Source organism: Allorhizobium sp. NPDC080224 (genome assembly GCF_050281005.1).
GTDB lineage: Bacteria > Pseudomonadota > Alphaproteobacteria > Rhizobiales > Rhizobiaceae > Allorhizobium.
This window is the reverse complement of record NZ_JBNNWJ010000001.1, coordinates 2,504,296-2,521,919: the sequence shown is the minus strand read 5'-3', so window position 1 is coordinate 2,521,919 and position 17,624 is coordinate 2,504,296. Positions and strand designations below refer to the sequence as shown.

The window sequence follows — 17,624 nt, the reverse complement described above, 5'->3', positions numbered from 1 at the left end:
GTCGCTATGCTCAGGCTCCTGCGGCTTCCCTTGTTCCGGCCCTGACGTGTCGAGAATTCCCGCGTTCGCGCCCTGCGGTCGCCGCTATGCTGAACGCTCCGATGCTCTTCATTGTCTGACCCGGATCTCGCGCAAGCGCGGCTTTGATCCGGTTGGTATGGGGCGTCGGGTGCAATGTTTGCCCTGCATGCGATGGGTGCGGCCCTTGCCGCTCAGGACGGTTCGAACAGATCCCGGAACTCGGGATCCGCATAGTAGCGGATCTTGCGCGCAAGTGCAGGCCTCTGACCCTGGGCGAGCAGGATCATCGCCTCAGCCGGCAGCCGCATGATCTCGTCCGGGGTCATCAGATCTCGGGCAACGACATGCTCGCTCGACGTGATGCCGGTTGGCTTCCAGGGGAGGGTCGGATTGCTCCAGGATTGCGTGACGTGCCGTTCGTCCATGCGGCCGATGGTCCGGGCAATCAGACTTGCGGTCTCGATGTCGTTGACGCCGAATACCTGAAGTACGCTTGCATTGGAGAGAAAGGTGCCAGAGCGTTCCCCGTAGGTGGCCCGCAGTTGATGCATGTCCTGCAGGATTGGCCAGAGCTGCACGCCATAACCTGCCATCAGGCCCATGGCCCGTTCGACGGGAGCGAGATGCCCAAGCGCTGCGAACTCGTCGAGCAGATAGAGGACGGGCTTTGTCGGTGTCGTTGGATCTCGCGCCATGTCGGTGAGGCTCTGGGTGATGAGCAATCTTAGCCACCGCGAATAGGTCGACAATCGATCCGGCGGCAGGACAAGGAAGACGGTCGCTGCCTGGTGTTTAAGATCGGTAAAGCGGAAGTCCGATCGCTTCAGCACCTCCACCATGCGCGGACTGTCGAGGAAATGCGTGTGGCGCTGGGCAGCGGACAAGACGCCGGCTGCCTCCCGGTCCGCCTTGCAAAGGTGACGATTGGCAGCCCGGGCAATCAGGCCGTCGGCTTCCGGCATCTGCTGCATGTCCTTCAGCAAATCTGCAAAGCCTTGCTGGTCTGCCGTGAGATGCCGGCGCAGTGTTCCAAGATGCCGCTCGTGTGGTGGGGCTGTTGCAACGATCATCAGGATCACGCCCGCAATCAGCGCCTTTGCCTCCTCGTTCCAGTGTGCTTCTCCCGCCATGCCGGGTTCATCGAAGACAAGCGCATCGGCAAGCGTGCCGGCATCTTCGGCCAGATCGAGACTGTCAGGATCAAGACGGTCGAGCGGATTGAAGGCTGCAGTTTTGAAGCCAGTGACGGCGAAGGGATCAAGGATGTAGACCGGGCCGAAGCTCAGCCGGGCGCGTGCCGTGATCCTGGCATTCTCGCCCTTGGGGTCGATGCAGATGACCGAGCGCTGACTGGTCAGGAGATTGGGAATGATCGTTCCCACACCCTTTCCGGTTCTGGTCGGCGCCATGGTGAGAAGATGGCCCGGTCCATCATGGCGCAGTAGTTTTCCAGAATGCAGGTCCCGTCCGATCAGCAGCCCGTCCTCGCTCCTGGTCAGCTTGTTCAGGTCCTTCCGCGTTGCCCATTTTGCCGTCCCATGGATCCATGAGGCACGAGCCCGAGCGAGGAAGGGAATGAGAAGTCCGATGGCCACTGCGATCAAGGGCACATACTTCAGCACATCGGGCAGAACGCGGCTCAGCCAACCGCGCTCTTCGCCCGGTTCCGCATTGTGCTGGATGATGACATCGATGCCCAGGATGATCCCGACCAGGAGGTAACCGAGGAACAGGTAGATCACGGCAAGCTTGATGCCGATTGCCAGTAGACGAAGGCGCGTGAGGAGGGTCATGGCTGCTCCTCCCCGTCGTTGCCAGTAGATGCATCGGGCGTGCCCGTGCTCGTTCTCATGTCCATGCTCGGGCCGAGAATATCGTCGAACAGCGCCCGGTCATTCTCCCGCGTCAGGAACCCGGGCAGCTCTGTGCGGAGCCACTCGTCGAGACGGCTGCTCAGATATTGCTCGGGTTGTCGTTCGATCCGGTCGAGCACAAGCGCCCCGATCAGGATCTTGCGTCTGGTGTCACGGGCTCTCTGCTGCTTGCCCAACCGCGCCACCAGTACATCTCTGCGGGCTTCGAGCTGTCTCAGTCTTTCCTGGATGCTGCGTCTCGCCATTGCCTCGTCCTTTCGAAACAAAACAACATTCGACGCGGATGGGCAAAATCGCACAAGGTACAAATCTGTTGAGACGAGTGGCGGCGAAGCCGCATCCCGGTGGCTGCCGAGCGAAGCGAAGAAAGCAACAAGGGCGCACTTACGAGTTGCTGCGCAACTCAGTGCTCAGATGACCTGAGACGTGCTGGAGACTGCCAATGGCGATCTACCATTGCAGCATGAAGCCGGTCAGCCGCGGTGGTGGCCGTAGCGCCGTGGCCGCGATCGCCTATCGCACGGCAAGCCGGATGATCAATGAGCGCGAGAACGTCTGGTATGACTTCACCCGAAAGACCGGTGTCGTGCATTGCGAGATCGTGCTTCCTGAGGGCTCAGAGGCGACATGGGCGCTCGACAGATCTGCGCTGTGGAATGCGGTTGAGTTTGCCGAGAAGCGCAAGGATGCGCGGCTGGCACGCGAGTTCGAAGTCGCACTTCCGCATGAGCTGAATGCCGATCAGAGGTTGGCGCTGGTGCGTGCCTTTGCCCGTGATCTTGCAGACCGGCATGTGGCAGCCGTCGACTTTGCCATTCATGCACCAAGCGGGGACAGCGACATCCGCAACAGCCATGCGCATGTGATGATGACGACGCGCACTGTTGGGCCGGATGGCTTGGGCGAAAAGACCCTGATCGAGCGGGAGAACAAGTGGCTGTTGAACCACGATCTGCCGACAGCGCAGATGCAGCTGCGCGAGATCCGCCAGGCCTGGGAGACGCATGCCAATCGGGCGCTGATGCTGGCAGGCCATGAGGTGCGGATCGATCATCGCTCGCATCTGGAGCGTGGGCTGGAGATCGAGCCGACCGAGCATATGGGCGTGCATGCAAGCGAGATCGACCGGCGGGGAGGATCTGTCTCGCGCACACGGATCGACGAGGAGACGGCACGGCGCAATGCCGAGCTGATCCGCGAGAAGCCAGAACAGGTGCTGACGCTGATCACGGGCGAGAAGAGCGTCTTCGATCGCTACGATGTTGCGCGCGCACTCCACCGCTACATCGACGACAGCCACGCGTTCCGCAATGCCTTTGCCGCGGTGATGGGCTCGAAGGCTCTGGTGGAGCTGCGCAAGGAGACGGCGGGTGAGCTTGCCCGCTACACGACACGCGAGATGCTGGAGATCGAGCACGCCATGGCCCTGCGTGCGGATCGCATGAGCCGGCACCCACCTTCGCAGGTCGGCTCGCACGCATCCCGTAATGGGAGTGGCCATGGCGTCGATCGGCATCATGTCGACCGGGCATTGAGGCTACAGGACGACGCACTCAGGGCAATAACAGAGGGTGCAGGCTCGCGGACAGTTGAACGGCAAACACGAACTGTCCCTTGGGTCACAGCACGCTACACGCCTCCAGGAGGACTGAGCGAAGAACAGCGGCTTGCGGTCCGGCATGTCACGGGGCCTCAGCAGATTGCCTCCGTGATCGGCTTTGCGGGGGCTGGCAAGTCGACCATGCTGGCAGCAGCCCGCACTGCCTGGGAGGCGCAAGGCTACCGGGTGCATGGAGCAGCGCTTGCCGGCAAGGCGGCGGAAGGCCTGGAGGAATCCTCCGGCATCATCTCGCGGACGCTCGCTTCTTGGGAATACAGCTGGCAGGCGGGCAGGGCGGAACTGCAGTCTGGTGACGTCATGGTCATCGATGAGGCCGGCATGATCGGCAGTCGCCAGCTTGGCCGGTTTGTCGAAGAGGTCGAGCGACGTGGAGCAAAGCTGGTGCTGGTCGGCGACCACGAACAGCTGCAGGCGATCGGGGCGGGGTCGCCGTTCCGGGCAATTGCCGAGCGGATCGGTGCGGTCGAACTCTCGGAGATCCGCCGGCAGAAAGAGGACTGGCAGCGGCAGGCCTCGATTGCCTTTGCCACCCATCGAACGGGGGAGGGACTATCCGCCTATGCCGAGCGCGGGCAGGTACACTTTGCCGATGCCGGGGACGGCGCACGCGAAGCGCTGGTGCGGGATTATCTGGCAGATCGGGATGCACGGCCGGAGGGGTCACGTATTGCTCTGGCGCATCGGCGCGTCGATGTCCGGGCGATCAACGATGCAATCCGTTCGGAATTACAGGCACGGGGAGATCTGGCGAAAGCCGATCAGGCAACTGACGCAGGAGAGCCGGGGCAGGGCATTCGGCAAGGTCAAAATCAAGGGCAGGGGCAGGGGGCGGACAGAGCCAATCAGGAGATTGTCTATCAGACGAATGACGGCAAACGCGGCTTTGCACCTGGCGACCGCATCGTGCTCCTGGAGAACAACCGGGATCTTGGCGTGAAGAACGGGATGCTCGGGACGGTGACGGCCGTCGAGCCTGACGCAATACAGGTGAGGCTCGACGGCGCAGGGCAGAATGCCGCCCGTGTCATCTCGATACCGGTCAGGAGTTACCAAAGCTTTGACCACGGCTACGCCACGACGATCCACAAGGCGCAAGGGGCAACGGTCGATCGCGCCTTCGTCATGGCATCCGCCACTATGGACCGGCATCTGACCTATGTGGCGATGACGAGGCATCGGGATGCGGTCAAGCTCTATGCCGGGCTCGACGAGCTGAAGGACATGAAGGCTCTTTCGGCCAGTCTCGGGCGATCCGGCGCCAAGGAGTCGGTGCTGGATTATACCGAGGCGTTTGCCGCCCGGCGCGGGCTCGGTGAGGGCATTGGCATCACCAGTGAGATCGTGATGGACACTGCTGCACAGCGCGCTGCCGATCGCCCGGCGGCTCACTACGGCGCTTCGGGTGAGCGCGTTCGCTCCCCGTCCGATCGGCAGCCCTTGGAGGAGACTGCTCGGGCAGAGATTGGGCGTGGGCAGGGGACTGAGAATGGTCCAGCAGCCGAGGCGCAAGGCGTCAAGGTCCCGCCGCTGGTGCCGGTGATCACCCGCTACGCGCATACGGTCGAGGAAGTGGCGCTGGCAGAGGCGTCGCGGCATCTCGGCCAGGCGCTCGATGGGGTGCGTTCCGTTGGGCCCCGGGTGTTCGTTGATTCCCAACCATTTGCAGCGCTGGTCGCAAAGATGATCATTGAGCGCAAGGGTGATGTCGCTGCATTGGCGAAGGCCGTGGCCGAGCGCCCGGAGGCATTCGGTGAACTCCGTGGTCGGGCTGGGCTCCTAGGCGAGAACCGGGATCGCAAGCACGCTCGACGTGTGGCAGACGCGCTCAGTGCTCACGTTGAATATGCGGCGCAACACTGGACGAAGCGATATGAGCAGACGGTGAAATCGGAAGAATGGAGGCGCAAGAAGGAGGATGTGATCGAGGTGCCAGGGTTAAGTCCGCAGACGGAAACAATACTCAGGCAGTTGGACGGCCTGGAGCGTGAGGAGAGGGATGCGTTTCTGGAGAAGCTCCTCGGGACGCTTGAGGGTAAGCGGGCGCTTGAAGAGGCGGAGGCAGTCACCCATGCGATGAGGCAGCGGTTTGGGACTGATGATCTACGCAACAAGAACCTGGCGGCATTGACGAGGGAGCTTGCGGACAGAGTGGATTTAGAGCGATTGGCCGAGGTTGCGCGGATCACTTATCGCGCGAAGACGGCGGAGATGTTCAGGCAGGAGGAACTGGTAAGGAAGGAGAGGCAGAGGCTTGGGTTGGGGTTGCGTCTTTAGACGCTGACAATGGGTGGCTTTGTGTGGAGCATTTGTCTTGGCGGGAAGCTCGCACAGTCAAGCGAGCTTTCAGTGGCACTGTGGAGGCGAATAGATACGCATGACTGACGCAGCCGGTGCACGCACGAGTGTCCGTGGATCAGGCCGTTCACTTTTAGGGTAGGTATTGGTAGAGGTCGACAAGCATGCGTGCCGATGTCAGCGCCAGAAAGGCTGCAAACGAGTAGCTCAGCACTGGTTTGGGAATGATGTGAGCCACCTTTGCGCCCAGCGGCGCGATGCCCATGGTCAAAGGGATGAGGGCCAGAAGCGCGATAAGGTTGACGAAACCTAATGAGCCCGTCGGCAAACCGTCGACATCCCAGCCCGCAATTGCATAGCCTATCATGCCGGGGATCGCGATGACGAAACCTACGGCGGCAGCTGTCCCCACTGCCCTTCGAATATCGTAACCGAACGCCGTCTGGATAGGCACGCTCAACGTTCCACCTCCGATACCCATCATTGCGGAGATGAGACCGACGGTGAAGCCCGAGGCTGCCTTCACACCGGCGTTGGGAAATCCATCTCTGATTGGTTCGCTTTTCGCCCTGAGTGTCATATTGATTGCGACCAGAAATGCCACCACAGCAAACACTGCGGTCAGCACGATGCCTGACACATATGCTGCCAGAGCGGTTCCTGCCACGACGCCAAGGAATACAGGCACGGCCCAGCTTTTAAGCAGGCCGAAGTCAATGGACCCCTTGCGATAATGTGCGCCCGCTGACGAGAGCGATGTGAACAGTATTGTTGAAAGTGACGTCGCCACCGCGATTTTCATGCGGATGCTATCATCTACGCCCAATCCGCCCAACACGAAGTACAGCACCGGCACAATCACGATGCCGCCACCGACGCCCAGTAGTCCGGCGATAAAACCGCCCATTGCACCAGCAAAGATCATGGCGCCAGCAAACAGCGCGTAATCCGTCATCAGATCCGAAGGCATGGTAGATTTCCTAATGCGAGAGACGTGATCCCGGTATGGCCGAAAGCAGGGCCCGGGTATATTCGTGCTCGGGATTGGAGAAGAGCTCGGCCGTCGGCCCTATCTCGACAATCTGTCCCCGCAGCATGACCGCGAGCCGGTCGCAGACCTGAGCCGCAACGTGCAGGTCGTGCGTTATGAACAGCATGGCGAGATTGAGTTCTGTTTTGAGCTCAGAAAGCTTTTGCAGCACCTGTGCCTGCACGGTCACGTCGAGCGCTGAAACAGCTTCGTCCGCAATAAGCACATCCGGGTCAAGTGCAAGGGCGCGGGCAATCCCGATCCGCTGTCTTTGTCCGCCCGAAAATTCGTGCGGCATACGGTCGACGGCATCGGGAGAAAGCCCCACCATCTCCATGAGGTCTCGCGCTCGGCTTAGGGCTGCAGAGCGGGAAACGCCCCGTGCGATCGGGCCGTCGGCAATCGAAAGTCCGACGGATCGTCGTGGATTGAGCGATGCGAACGGATCCTGGAATACCATCTGGATGCGGCTTCGGCTTTCCCTCAGGGCTTCTCCCTTTTTCTCGAGCAAGTCCTCGCCATCTAGCAGGATGGTGCCACTGTCGGGCTCACTGATCCGCGTAACCAGTTTGGCTATGCTCGACTTGCCCGAGCCTGATTCACCGACCAGACCGAGGGTCTCCCCGCGCTCTATGGAAAAGCTCACTCCATTGACGGCCGCCACTTCCCGGATCGGGCCAAGCATGCCGGAGCGCGTGCGGTATGTCTTCCGCAGATCGTTGACTTCCAGGACTGCCGGACGGCTGCGAGCAGCATCGGCCACCATCGGTGTGCCATGCGGAACCGCAGCCAGGAGTGCTTTGGTGTACTCATGTTGAGGTGCCTGCAGGACAGCATCCACGGTCCCTTGTTCAACAACCACTCCCCGCTTCAAGACCAACACACGATCAGCGATTTCGGCAACGACACCGAAATCGTGGGTGATGAACATGACAGCGGTGCCTCGGCGCTGCTGAATCTCTCTTATCAGCTTGAGAACCTGGGCCTGGGTCGTGACATCAAGCGCCGTGGTCGGTTCGTCGGCGATGATAAGGTCCGGCTCGAGCGCGAGCGCCATAGCGATCATGGCCCTCTGCCGCTGTCCCCCGGAAAGTTCATGAGGATAGGCGCGAAGGAGTTTCTCTGGGTCGGGGAGCCTGACCTCCCGGGCGAGTTCAAGCACGCGAGATTGTCGCTCGGTCGCGGTATAGAGGTTATGCGCTTCGAAGACTTCAGCAATCTGCTCGCCGACACGCATCGATGGGTTCAGCGCTGTCATCGGCTCCTGAAAGATCATCGATATACGGGCACCGCGAATGCTTCTCAGCTCGGCCTGACTAGCTGCCAGAAGATCGACAGTTCCGAAGGTGGCCCTGCCGCTCTCGATATGTATCTCCTTCGACAGGAGGCCCATCAGCGCTTGGGCACAGAGCGACTTGCCGGATCCTGATTCCCCGACGACACAGACGATCTCATTTGCACGCAGGTCGAGGTTCATGTCCTTCAAAGCGTATTCACGGTCCGCGCCAGGCGGCAGGCGAAGGCTCAAGCCTTCGATCGAAACAACAACATGCTTGTCCATGGTCAAAAGCCCAGTGCCACACCGTCTTTGCGATGATCAGATGCTCCCCAGAGCACCCCGCGTTCGTCATCAATCCAGATCGCCTGGCAACCACCGAGGGGTTCGTCGGCCCAGCGCGTCCGGTGACCGCGTCGCTCGAGCTCGGCCTTCACCTCTATGGCAATCGTGGGCTCTAGCGAGATTGCACCGTCAGTAAAGAAGGATCGCGGTTGATCGCTTGCCATCTGTACGTCGAGCCCTTGGTCGACGATCTTTGAGAGGATATGGACATGTCCGAGTGCCTGATACTGGCCGCCCATTACGCCAAACGACATGACTGCTCGTCCATCCTTGAAGACCATGGCAGGGATGATCGTGTGGAAGGGAAGCTTGCCGGGGCCGATGGCATTGGGATGTCCTTCGGTCAGCGAGAAACCCGCCCCACGATTTTGCAGAAGTACACCCGCGCCGGGGGCATAGATGCCGCTTCCGAAGGCGAAGAAGATCGAGTTGATCAGAGAGATTGCATTGCCATCCGTATCCACGACCGTCACATAGACCGTGTCGCGGTGCACCGGCATTTCAAAATCTTCGATCGCGCCGGCCTTCTGCATGTCGATACTCGCCCTCAAAGCTGCGATGAACTCGTCGGACAAAAGATCTTCCACTGAATGCTTCATGTGCTCAGGATCGGCGATGTAAAGATCGCGCTGAAGATAGGCCGCCTTTGTCACTTCCGCGAAAAGATGGATGCGATCCGCCTCGCTTAATTCGGTGGAAGTGAGGTCGAACCCGTCTAGAAGGCGTGCCATGATCAGCGCGGCCAGACCCTGCCCATTCGGCGGGCATTCCACCAGTTCGTACCCTCGATAGCGCGCCGAAATCGGATCGGTCTCGAATGCGCGATGGTTGGCAAAATCCTCGAGCGTGTGCACGCCACCCAGTTCCCGCAAGGTAGAAACCATGTCTTCGGCGACATCGCCCTCATAAAATGCGGATCGTCCTTCCTCTGCGATACGCTGCAGTGTCTTTCCAAGCGCTGGATTGGCAATGCGATCGCCGATACCGGGTGCCTTGCCGTTGGGCAGAAACTGCTCGACCGCCGCCGGGTAGGGGCGTAAGCGATCGGCGTAGCGAGCCCAATCGAGTGCCACGCGTGGGGTAATGACGAATCCTTCGTTGGTGGCATCGATTGCCGGCTTCAGAACGGCACCAAGCGGAGTTCTGCCGTAGCGTTCGCTCAGAAGACACCATGCGTCCACGGCGCCAGGAATGGTGACGGCATGAACAGAATTGTCCGGGATCTTATCCAGGCCAAGCGCGGTAATATGCCCAAGAGTTGCCGCTTTCGGCGCTCGGCCAGACCCGTTGATCGCGACAGGCTTCTTGCCGCTTTCCGCGTAGAGTGCGAAGCAATCGCCGCCGATTCCCGTCATGTGCGGATCGATAACGGACTGGAGAGCAACGGCAGCGAGGGCCGCGTCCACTGCATTGCCGCCGGCTTCCAGGACCTTCAGGCCTGCCATCGTAGCCTGAGGATGCGAGGTTGCGATCATTGCTTTACCGGCAAGCGCCACGGATTTGCCTGGCCGCATGAAGTCTCGTTCGTTGATTGTTTGACTGATCATGTTTCATCTCCCAGAAATTGTGCGGCGTCGCGGTCACAGATGACGGTGACGTCATCATGCAGTTGCAGATATGAAGCTGGGCACTGCGGGTCGACGGGGCCGCGCAAGGCCCGCCAGACGGCCCCGGCCTTGCCGGAACCTGTCGCCAGAAGCACCATCCGCCGACCATCAAGGATGGTGGCGACGCCCATGGTCACAGCCTTTACCGGAATTGTCTGTCCCGCAGGGAAGTCGGCCGCATTCGCTTCGCGCGTCGCCTCTGCAAGTGTTACGATCCGTGTGCGATCTTCGCGTCGCGCACCCGGCTCGTTGAAGCCAATGTGCCCATTTCCGCCAATTCCAAGGAGTTGCAGATCGATGCCGCCTTCTGCCGCGATCTCCAAATCGAATTGCTCCGGCGCGTCCTCAGCGGGAAAGTGGATGTTTTCCTCGGCCATATCGACATGGTCGAACAGATGACTGCGCATGTAGTGTGCAAAGCTTGCCGGCTCATCCGGCGAGACGCCACAATATTCGTCGAGGTTGAAACTTCTGGCGTTGGAGAAGGATAGCGCCCCTTCGCTGTGCCATTGGCGCAACTTGGCGTAGACATTCACCATAGTTCGCCCGGTGGCGAGGCCCAGAACCTGCTTTGCATTCGTTTGCAGATGATCGCGGATCATCCCTGCTGCTTCCTGTTCTGCCTCTGCAATCGTGTCGCAGATCACGACTCTGGCTGGGCCGTGCTGTCGGCGAACCCGTTCGTGCATCGTCATCAACGTCCCACCTTCGCAAGATCTCCGGTCTGCAGGATGTTGAGAAGGAGGTCGCGGCTCTGGCTAATCGTGCCGAGCAGCCCAGCTCGCCGCCCAAGCGTGCTGACGACGCATTCAGGTGGAGTTGGGGTGCAGAGCGGAATGAACTGCCTAATCCGATCGACCAGCTCTTCGCGCGCGCCGATACTCCCGCCCATGACAATCCGCTGAGGATCGAGGACCGCACAAATTGCAACGATGCCGACAGCCAGCTGACGCGCCACCTCTGTCAATGTGGCGCTGGCAATTGCGTCGCCTCGGTCGATCGCGTCGAAGATGTCGCGGACAGTGAGCCCCTGGACGCCACCGGCCCCTTCGTAGCGTTCACGAATTGCGATGCTTCCAACACTGCGCTCCAGGGAACCTGCATGGAAGTTGCGCGCATCGAACGGGTCTCCGCCGATCGGCAGCGTGGAAATCTCTCCTGCCGCCCCGCGCGATCCGGACAGGACTCTGCCCTCGTTGATGATGCCCATCCCGACGCCCGTGCCGAGCGCGATGAACGCGAAACAGGGAATATTCTGACCCTCGCCGCGCCACATCTCGCCCTTGGCGGCCATGTTGACATCGTTTTCGACCCTAACCGGAAAGCCCAGGCGCTTGGTCAGATCGTCCTCGATCGGATAATCGTTCAAGCCGGCGATGTTTGGAACCATGAACAGCTTGCGGCGCACAGGGTCGAAGGCTCCCGGAATACCCACAGTCCCGGCAACAATGCGCTCAATGGGCTCTCCCGCCTCTTCCGCCAGTGTGCGGCAACATGCCAGGATCTGCTCGCAAAAGGCCACTCCACCGTCTTGCGTTGTCGGCTCTTCTCGCTCGGCCAATACGTTACCATGCACATCGGTGATGGCCGCATGCACTTTCGTGCCTCCGACATCCGCTCCGAACAGAAGCGCCCGCTTGGGCGCGAGTTTGTAGACGGCCGCAGCGCGACCGACAGTGCCGGTCGTCCGGCCTACCACTTCAAGCCAGCCATCCTCTTCGAGATCCCGGAAAACGTCGGACATCGTTTGCTTGGAGAGCCCCGAGACGCGTGCCAGCTCGGCACGTGACACTTGGTCATTGCCGAAGGCTTCGAGAATGACAGCGCGCTGGATCTGCTGTCGTGACGAGAAAGACTGCGCAAGAAAGTTCATGACGACCCGTAATTAGTTTGATTAGTGGACAAATTATCCGATTGAAGCGGTGCGTCAACCTGTTTCGGCGGCATTTTTGCCGATAGAGACGCGTTATGTGAAAAAATTAGTCCACCATGTTTACAAATCATTTTTGCTGTGGTTCGCTGCCTGGAGTTGCTTCAAAGACAAAAAAGGGGAATGCCATGAGAATTGCGCGCAAGCTTTCCGTTACCGGTGCGGCCTTAATGGTTGCGATGTCGTCGGCCAGTGCCGCCAGCCTGAGCGTTGGCTTGCAGGACGACCCGGATGCCTTGGATCCGGCGCAGGGCGGCACCTATGCCGGACGCATCGTGTTTGAAGCCATGTGCGACAAGCTCGTTGACCTCAACAAGGATCTTCAAATCGTTCCCAAGTTGGCGACCGAATGGTCCTGGAACGAAGACAGCACCCAATTGACGTTCAAGCTTCGCGAAGGCGTCGTCTACCATGATGGCAGCAAGTTCGACGCGGCTTCAGTCAAGGCCAACATCGAGCGAATGCAGTCACTGGAGGACTCGAAGCGGAAGGGCGAGCTTTCCCCGATCAAGGAGGTCGAGGTCGTAGATTCCCAGACCGTCGTCTTCAAGCTTGAAGCCCCTTTCGCTCCGCTGCTCTCCGTCTTGACTGACCGCGCTGGCATGATGGTCTCGACCTCTGCTGCCGAAGCTGCAGGCGATGGCTTTGCGGCTTCGCCGGTTTGCTCGGGCCCGTTCAAGTTCGTCGAACGAATTGCCCGCGATTCCATCAAGCTTGAAAAATTTGCCGATTACTGGAACGCGGATGCCATTGGCTACGACAGCATTCAATATTTGATCCTCCCGGATTCGACTGTCCGTTTGTCACGCCTTCAGGCCGGCGATCTCGATATTGCTGAGCGTATTGCGCCCACTGACCTGCAGACGCTCAAAGACGACGACCGGTTGGCTCTGCATGAATCGCCCGGCCTTGGCGTTTCTCATCTCTTCATCAACGTGCGAGAAGACTCCGGGAGCGCTCTGGCAACACAGCCGCAGCTGCGCAAGGCGCTGGAGCTATCGCTTGATCGAAATGCCATCAATCAAGTTGCGTTCAATGGCGCGTTCACAGCTGACAATCAGATGCTGACGCCGCTCAGTCCTTTCCATAGCAAGGATATGGCGATGCCTGTGCGCGACGTCGAACAGGCGAAGGAGCTGATTGTGCAGTCAGGCGTCGAGGCGCCGACCATCGAAATCACTTACGAGAACTCCCTCACCGACGGCCGAGTGGCTCAGATGATCCAAGCGATGGCCGGCGAGGCCGGGTTCAAGGTCGAGCTTCTCCCGCTCGAGACGTCTTCCGCAATCGAGCGTTATCTGGCGGGCAACTTCCAACTTTACATCGGTAACTGGAGCGGTCGTGCGGATCCTGACCCAACGCTCAATACATTCTTCGGATCCAAGGGCAGCCAAAACCTCAACGGATACAGCAATCCGGAATTGGACAAGCTGCTAGCGGATGCGCGTACCGAAGTGAGGCAGGAGGAGCGTGTCGCGCTTTACAGCAAGATCAACGAGATCCTGCTGGGCGACTTGCCGACGATTCCGCTTTACCATCCTTCGTGGATCTACGGTGCCCGAGCCAATGTGGACGGCATTGAGATCTATCCAGACGGATTGCTTCGCGTAACTGGGCTCAAGCCTTCAAACTGATACTGTGATGACCGGGCGGACTGCTGTCCGCCCGGCATCCGTGAAGGGCCTTCAACATGGCATTGCTCAACTTCATCCTTCGGCGGGCGCTTTCAGCAATCCCGACGCTTTTGATCCTCTCCATCTTCGTCTTCCTGCTGCTCAAACTTCTGCCTGGGGACCCCGCTATCGCTCTCGCTGGAGAGGATCCGAGCCCGGCGGCCATTGAAAGCATCAGGGTCAAGTATGGCCTGGATCAGCCTTTGCCGGTCCAGTATGTCAAATGGCTCGGTGGCGTGCTGCAGGGCGATTTCGGGGTGTCGATCCGCACCAAGTTGCCAATTGGTGAAATGCTGGCGCAACGCCTCCCTGTAACGCTGCAGCTTTCCCTGCAGGCTATGCTCATTGCAATCATCATCGGCGTGCCCGCCGGGATCCTGGCTGCTATCCGGCGCGGGAGCTATATTGATGTCACCGTGACCACGCTCGGACTTGCGGGCCTGTCGGTACCAAGTTTCTGGTTCGGCATCATCTTGATCATGATCTTTGCCGTGACCCTCGGATGGCTACCCAGTGGTGGCTTCGTTAATTTCACCGTGTCTCCTTTAGAGAACCTGCGCTACACATTTTTGCCAAGTCTGGTCCTCGGCACGGCTGCTGCGGCAATTATCATGCGCCATACCCGCAATTCGATGCTGACCGTTCTGAAGCAAGATTACGTCCGGACCGCGCGCGCCAAGGGTCTGAACGAGCGCATTGTCATTGTTAGACACGCGTTGCGTAACGGTCTTATTCCTATCGTCACAACCGGAACCCTGCACCTTGGCGAGTTGCTTTCGGGTGCCGTGCTCACCGAACAAGTCTTCGGGATCCCCGGCTTTGGGAAAATGATCGTCGATGGCGTGTTCAGCCGGGACTACGCGGTCGTCCAGGCTGTGATCCTGGCGTCCGCTGCGATCTTTCTTCTGCTGAGCCTTATCGCAGATATCCTTTACGTAAAACTGAGCCCGAGGTTGCAAGCATGAGCACGGTTATGACAGTTCCGGCAGCGACCGGCGCGCAGAAGCGGAGTTTCGTCTCGCGTGTTCTTGCTCAGCGCAGCGCAGTGATCGGATTGGCGATCGTCCTGCTCTTCGTCGTGCTGGCGGTCTTTGCTCCGTGGATCGCCCCTTATGATCCAGTCGCCTCGGACTGGCTGAATGTGCGCAAGGCGCCATCAGCCATGCACTGGATGGGCACCGATGATCTTGGACGCGATGTGCTCTCACGCGTGGTGTATGGTGCGCAGGCCTCACTTCTCGCAGGGTTGATCGCAGTCAGTATCGCTATTTTGGCAGGTCTGCCGCTTGGGCTCATCGCTGGCTACTTCGGCGGCTGGCTAGACAGCGTTATCTCCCGTTGTACCGATGCGCTGCTAGCATGCCCGTTTCTGGTCCTGGCGATCGCGCTCGCCGCTTTTCTCGGTGCAAGTCTGCAAAATGCGATGATCGCCATCGGTATTTCTGCAATGCCAATCTTCATCAGGCTGGTGCGCGGCCAGGTGCTGTCGATCAAGAACGAAGACTTCGTGACCGCAGCACGCGGGCAGGGCATGCGAGATGGTTCGATCATCATCTCGCATATTTTGCCCAATGTCGTGACCCCCGTGGTGGTCCAGGCAACAATCACCATGGCGGTTGCGATCCTCGCAGAGGCAAGCCTCGCCTTCTTGGGGCTTGGCCAGCGCCCCCCAGCGGCTTCGTGGGGCAGCATGCTCGACGTCGCCCGTCAGTTCATGATCGACGCGCCGTGGATGTCGATCTGGCCAGGCTTGGCCATCGTCGTGATCGTGCTCGGCTTCAATTTGCTTGGTGACGGGCTGAATGACGCGCTCAACCAGTCCCGGGATTAGCGTTACGCTCATCCGGGGGCGTGCTCATTCGGCCAGTTCTCAGTCAGCCGAGGAGGACGCGTTTAGGCGGTCAGTGGCTGCCGATGAAGCGCAAGCAATATTTGACTCTTGATGTGTGATGCAGGTTTGTAATCCAAAGTGTTGGGCAAATCGCCTGCTCTGGACTAATCCCCCAAGCTGACGAATTTCAGGGTGGCGTTGCCATTGTTCTTGTAGCCGATTATCTTGCAGCCGTTCTTCTCGCGAACGGGGGCGGGACCTTTTAGTATCAGCGTATGCCAACCTTCGTGGCGCCCTGAAACGCGATAAGGGGCAGGTTCGCATCCCTTCTTGAACACATAGGCTGTGCCTTCCACCACCGACTGTTCGTCGTAAACGTCCCAGGGGCGGTCTGCCTTGAACAGCAGGGTTCGTGGTTTGACGGTGCCCGATATGGCCGGCTTTGGTGCCCTGTAAAGGATTGTGCCGGCCTCAGGATCGACGTCCATCTCTGAGCCGTTGTGGTCAAAGACAGATCGATACTCGATCAGATGCTGCACGTCGGATGTGTAGTGCTGGTCAAGCGGCTGAGGGCCGCAGATTTGTATCATGGTGCCAGACGAATAAAGGCGTCCGTCGTCAAGGACAGCCAGGTAGAAGCCGTAGTTACCATAGGGGTCCATGGCGACCGGTCCGCCCAAACTCTTGTCGTAGACCGCATCAACGGACCAACTGCAATTCTGTCCGTTGCCCTCGATCGAAAACTTGATCTCGACTGTCTTACGCGACTTCATGTCGTCGATATCCAATCGGCAGGTTTGACCCTCGCCGCACGGTCGCGACCATCCGCCTCTGAATTCCTCTCGTGTCGCGGCATTTGCGGCCGGGATAAGCAGAGAAAAAGCGATCAGGGAAGAGTATGCGAGCTTCATGAAATCAGGTTCTCTATGGTGCGGTGACGTAAAGACTGGATCTCGTGCCGAGCCAGCAGTCTATGGCCTCGGCGCGTTGAGTATTCTTGATGATGCAACCTCGTTGTTTCGTTTCGTTTAAGTTGCTCGCTAAAAAACCGTGGGTTCAGCTGAAGGCCCCGCCATGGTCAGGTTCTCCGCTGCGCTTGATGACCAACGACTGCGAGTTGGCAGGAAGGAGTTGAGCGAATTTCCGATGCGCCAGCATATGTCGATCAGCTGCCCGCCAGTAGCGGTACGCTGTCAGCTGGAGCAGCTTGGGCTTCTGATCTGAAGTGAGAGTGTTCGGGTGAATTGACCTGACGCGGCCTTGGGGAAATCTGCGGTAGATCTGATCTCAGAGCGCGCGTGATGTCCGGGCGATGGTGGGTGTGGACGAGTAAATCGCGCCGGGACTTAACCCTAGGTTATCAAACGCTTGATAATGCTGTGACGTAATCTAGGAGCTCGCTTATGACGTTTTTCTCCAAGTTGTTCGCCTCTGCAGCACTCTGCTCTTTGTCGATTTCCAGCCCGGTCTTTGCGGATGCGACTGTCCGCTATGGTGAACTCCAGGCAGTCATTGATGCTATCAACGATCCCGATCCGGTGATGAGGTTGGCCCAGCTGGATGAGATCCTCAAAAAGGGCGACGCCACCGAGGTTCAGCTTGCAATCCGCACTGCATTTTCAGTCGAAGATCCGAATGTTCGCTCGCTGGCGCTTCGTGCGCATTTTGCTGGTTTCAAGACATTTGTCATCACCGCACAACTGCCGGAGGATTGGCAGAAAGCTACTGAAAGTACAGATAAGGATATGGTCGAGAGGGTAAGCAACAATTATCTTATGAGGCTTTTCCGTGATCTTGGATATCAGTTCAGTTTTGAGGCGGAATATCCGAGTAGTGAAAATCTCGAATTTCGTGTCAAAATGCTAAACAATCCACGAGTTTCGGACGAGTATATCGGATCGGGAAATATTCGTGGAGGCATGATAACCGTTGCTACGCCGTTTTATTTCAGTTCCGGCGATAAAGCATGTAGCTTCGAATTCACACGGTATGAAGGTTTCGCGTTAAAGGGCTTTGGCAGCTGCAATGTGGATGGGGGATTTTTGTTCCCTGCAACGCTGCAGCTCTTTGATGACGAGAAACCTGCAGGGAAAAACTAGCACGTGGACTAGATATCTTGCG

At 59.0% G+C, this 17,624-nt stretch carries 13 protein-coding genes; 5 read left to right on the top strand and 8 right to left on the bottom strand.

The window, feature by feature from the left end:
- Positions 1–212: 212 nt before the first annotated feature.
- Entirely contained in the window at positions 213–1,814 is a 1,602-nt protein-coding gene (locus tag ACQKP1_RS12520) for a type IV secretory system conjugative DNA transfer family protein (RefSeq protein ID WP_427275475.1), read from the bottom strand.
- Entirely contained in the window at positions 1,811–2,140 is a 330-nt protein-coding gene (locus ACQKP1_RS12515) for a mobilization protein (protein ID WP_427275474.1), read from the bottom strand. Before ACQKP1_RS12515 ends, ACQKP1_RS12520 begins: the two co-directional genes overlap by 4 nt.
- Before the next feature lie 197 nt (positions 2,141–2,337).
- Here ACQKP1_RS12515 and traA point away from each other — a divergent pair, with 197 nt between their 5' ends.
- Positions 2,338–5,790, top strand: a complete 3,453-nt coding sequence (traA, locus tag ACQKP1_RS12510) for a Ti-type conjugative transfer relaxase TraA (protein ID WP_427275473.1) — start codon at positions 2,338–2,340, stop codon at positions 5,788–5,790.
- Positions 5,791–5,944: 154 nt separating this feature from the next.
- Here the strand turns inward: traA and ACQKP1_RS12505 are convergent, their stop codons facing one another.
- The 5 genes from ACQKP1_RS12505 to ACQKP1_RS12485 are packed head-to-tail and all read right to left on the bottom strand — an operon-like array spanning position 5,945 to position 11,942.
- The gene (locus ACQKP1_RS12505) at positions 5,945–6,781 is read right to left on the bottom strand and encodes a sulfite exporter TauE/SafE family protein (protein ID WP_427275472.1); all 837 of its coding nucleotides are present in this window, start codon (positions 6,779–6,781) and stop codon (positions 5,945–5,947) included.
- Between the two features lie 10 nt (positions 6,782–6,791).
- Entirely contained in the window at positions 6,792–8,402 is a 1,611-nt protein-coding gene (locus ACQKP1_RS12500; RefSeq protein ID WP_427275471.1) for an ABC transporter ATP-binding protein, read from the bottom strand.
- 2 nt (positions 8,403–8,404) lie between these two features.
- Positions 8,405–10,009, bottom strand: a complete 1,605-nt coding sequence (gene ggt / locus ACQKP1_RS12495) for a gamma-glutamyltransferase (RefSeq protein ID WP_427275470.1) — start codon at positions 10,007–10,009, stop codon at positions 8,405–8,407.
- Positions 10,006–10,764: a glucosamine-6-phosphate deaminase gene (locus tag ACQKP1_RS12490; protein ID WP_427275469.1), complete on the bottom strand. Its 759-nt coding sequence runs from the start codon at positions 10,762–10,764 to the stop codon at positions 10,006–10,008. Before ACQKP1_RS12490 ends, ggt begins: the two co-directional genes overlap by 4 nt.
- On the bottom strand, positions 10,764–11,942 hold the full coding sequence (locus ACQKP1_RS12485; protein ID WP_427275468.1) for an ROK family transcriptional regulator: 1,179 nt from the start codon (positions 11,940–11,942) through the stop codon (positions 10,764–10,766). Before ACQKP1_RS12485 ends, ACQKP1_RS12490 begins: the two co-directional genes overlap by 1 nt.
- A gap of 185 nt (positions 11,943–12,127) precedes the next feature.
- Here ACQKP1_RS12485 and ACQKP1_RS12480 point away from each other — a divergent pair, with 185 nt between their 5' ends.
- From ACQKP1_RS12480 to ACQKP1_RS12470, 3 genes are read left to right on the top strand one after another with little or no spacing between them, the layout of a single operon-like run.
- Positions 12,128–13,633 carry an ABC transporter substrate-binding protein gene (locus ACQKP1_RS12480; RefSeq protein WP_427275467.1) on the top strand — a complete coding sequence of 502 codons (1,506 nt, stop codon included), beginning with the start codon at positions 12,128–12,130 and terminating at the stop codon, positions 13,631–13,633.
- 56 nt (positions 13,634–13,689) lie between these two features.
- Entirely contained in the window at positions 13,690–14,637 is a 948-nt protein-coding gene (locus tag ACQKP1_RS12475; RefSeq protein ID WP_427275466.1) for an ABC transporter permease, read from the top strand.
- On the top strand, positions 14,634–15,503 hold the full coding sequence (locus ACQKP1_RS12470) for an ABC transporter permease (protein WP_427275465.1): 870 nt from the start codon (positions 14,634–14,636) through the stop codon (positions 15,501–15,503). The genes ACQKP1_RS12475 and ACQKP1_RS12470 overlap by 4 nt, the downstream gene beginning before the upstream one ends.
- 164 nt (positions 15,504–15,667) lie before the next feature.
- Here the strand turns inward: ACQKP1_RS12470 and ACQKP1_RS12465 are convergent, their stop codons facing one another.
- Positions 15,668–16,414: a hypothetical protein gene (locus ACQKP1_RS12465; RefSeq protein ID WP_427275464.1), complete on the bottom strand. Its 747-nt coding sequence runs from the start codon at positions 16,412–16,414 to the stop codon at positions 15,668–15,670.
- A 492-nt stretch (positions 16,415–16,906) separates the two neighbouring features.
- On the opposite strand from ACQKP1_RS12465, the gene ACQKP1_RS12460 reads away from it, so the two are divergent.
- Positions 16,907–17,602 carry a hypothetical protein gene (locus ACQKP1_RS12460; protein WP_427275463.1) on the top strand — a complete coding sequence of 232 codons (696 nt, stop codon included), beginning with the start codon at positions 16,907–16,909 and terminating at the stop codon, positions 17,600–17,602.
- Positions 17,603–17,624 lie beyond the last annotated feature (22 nt).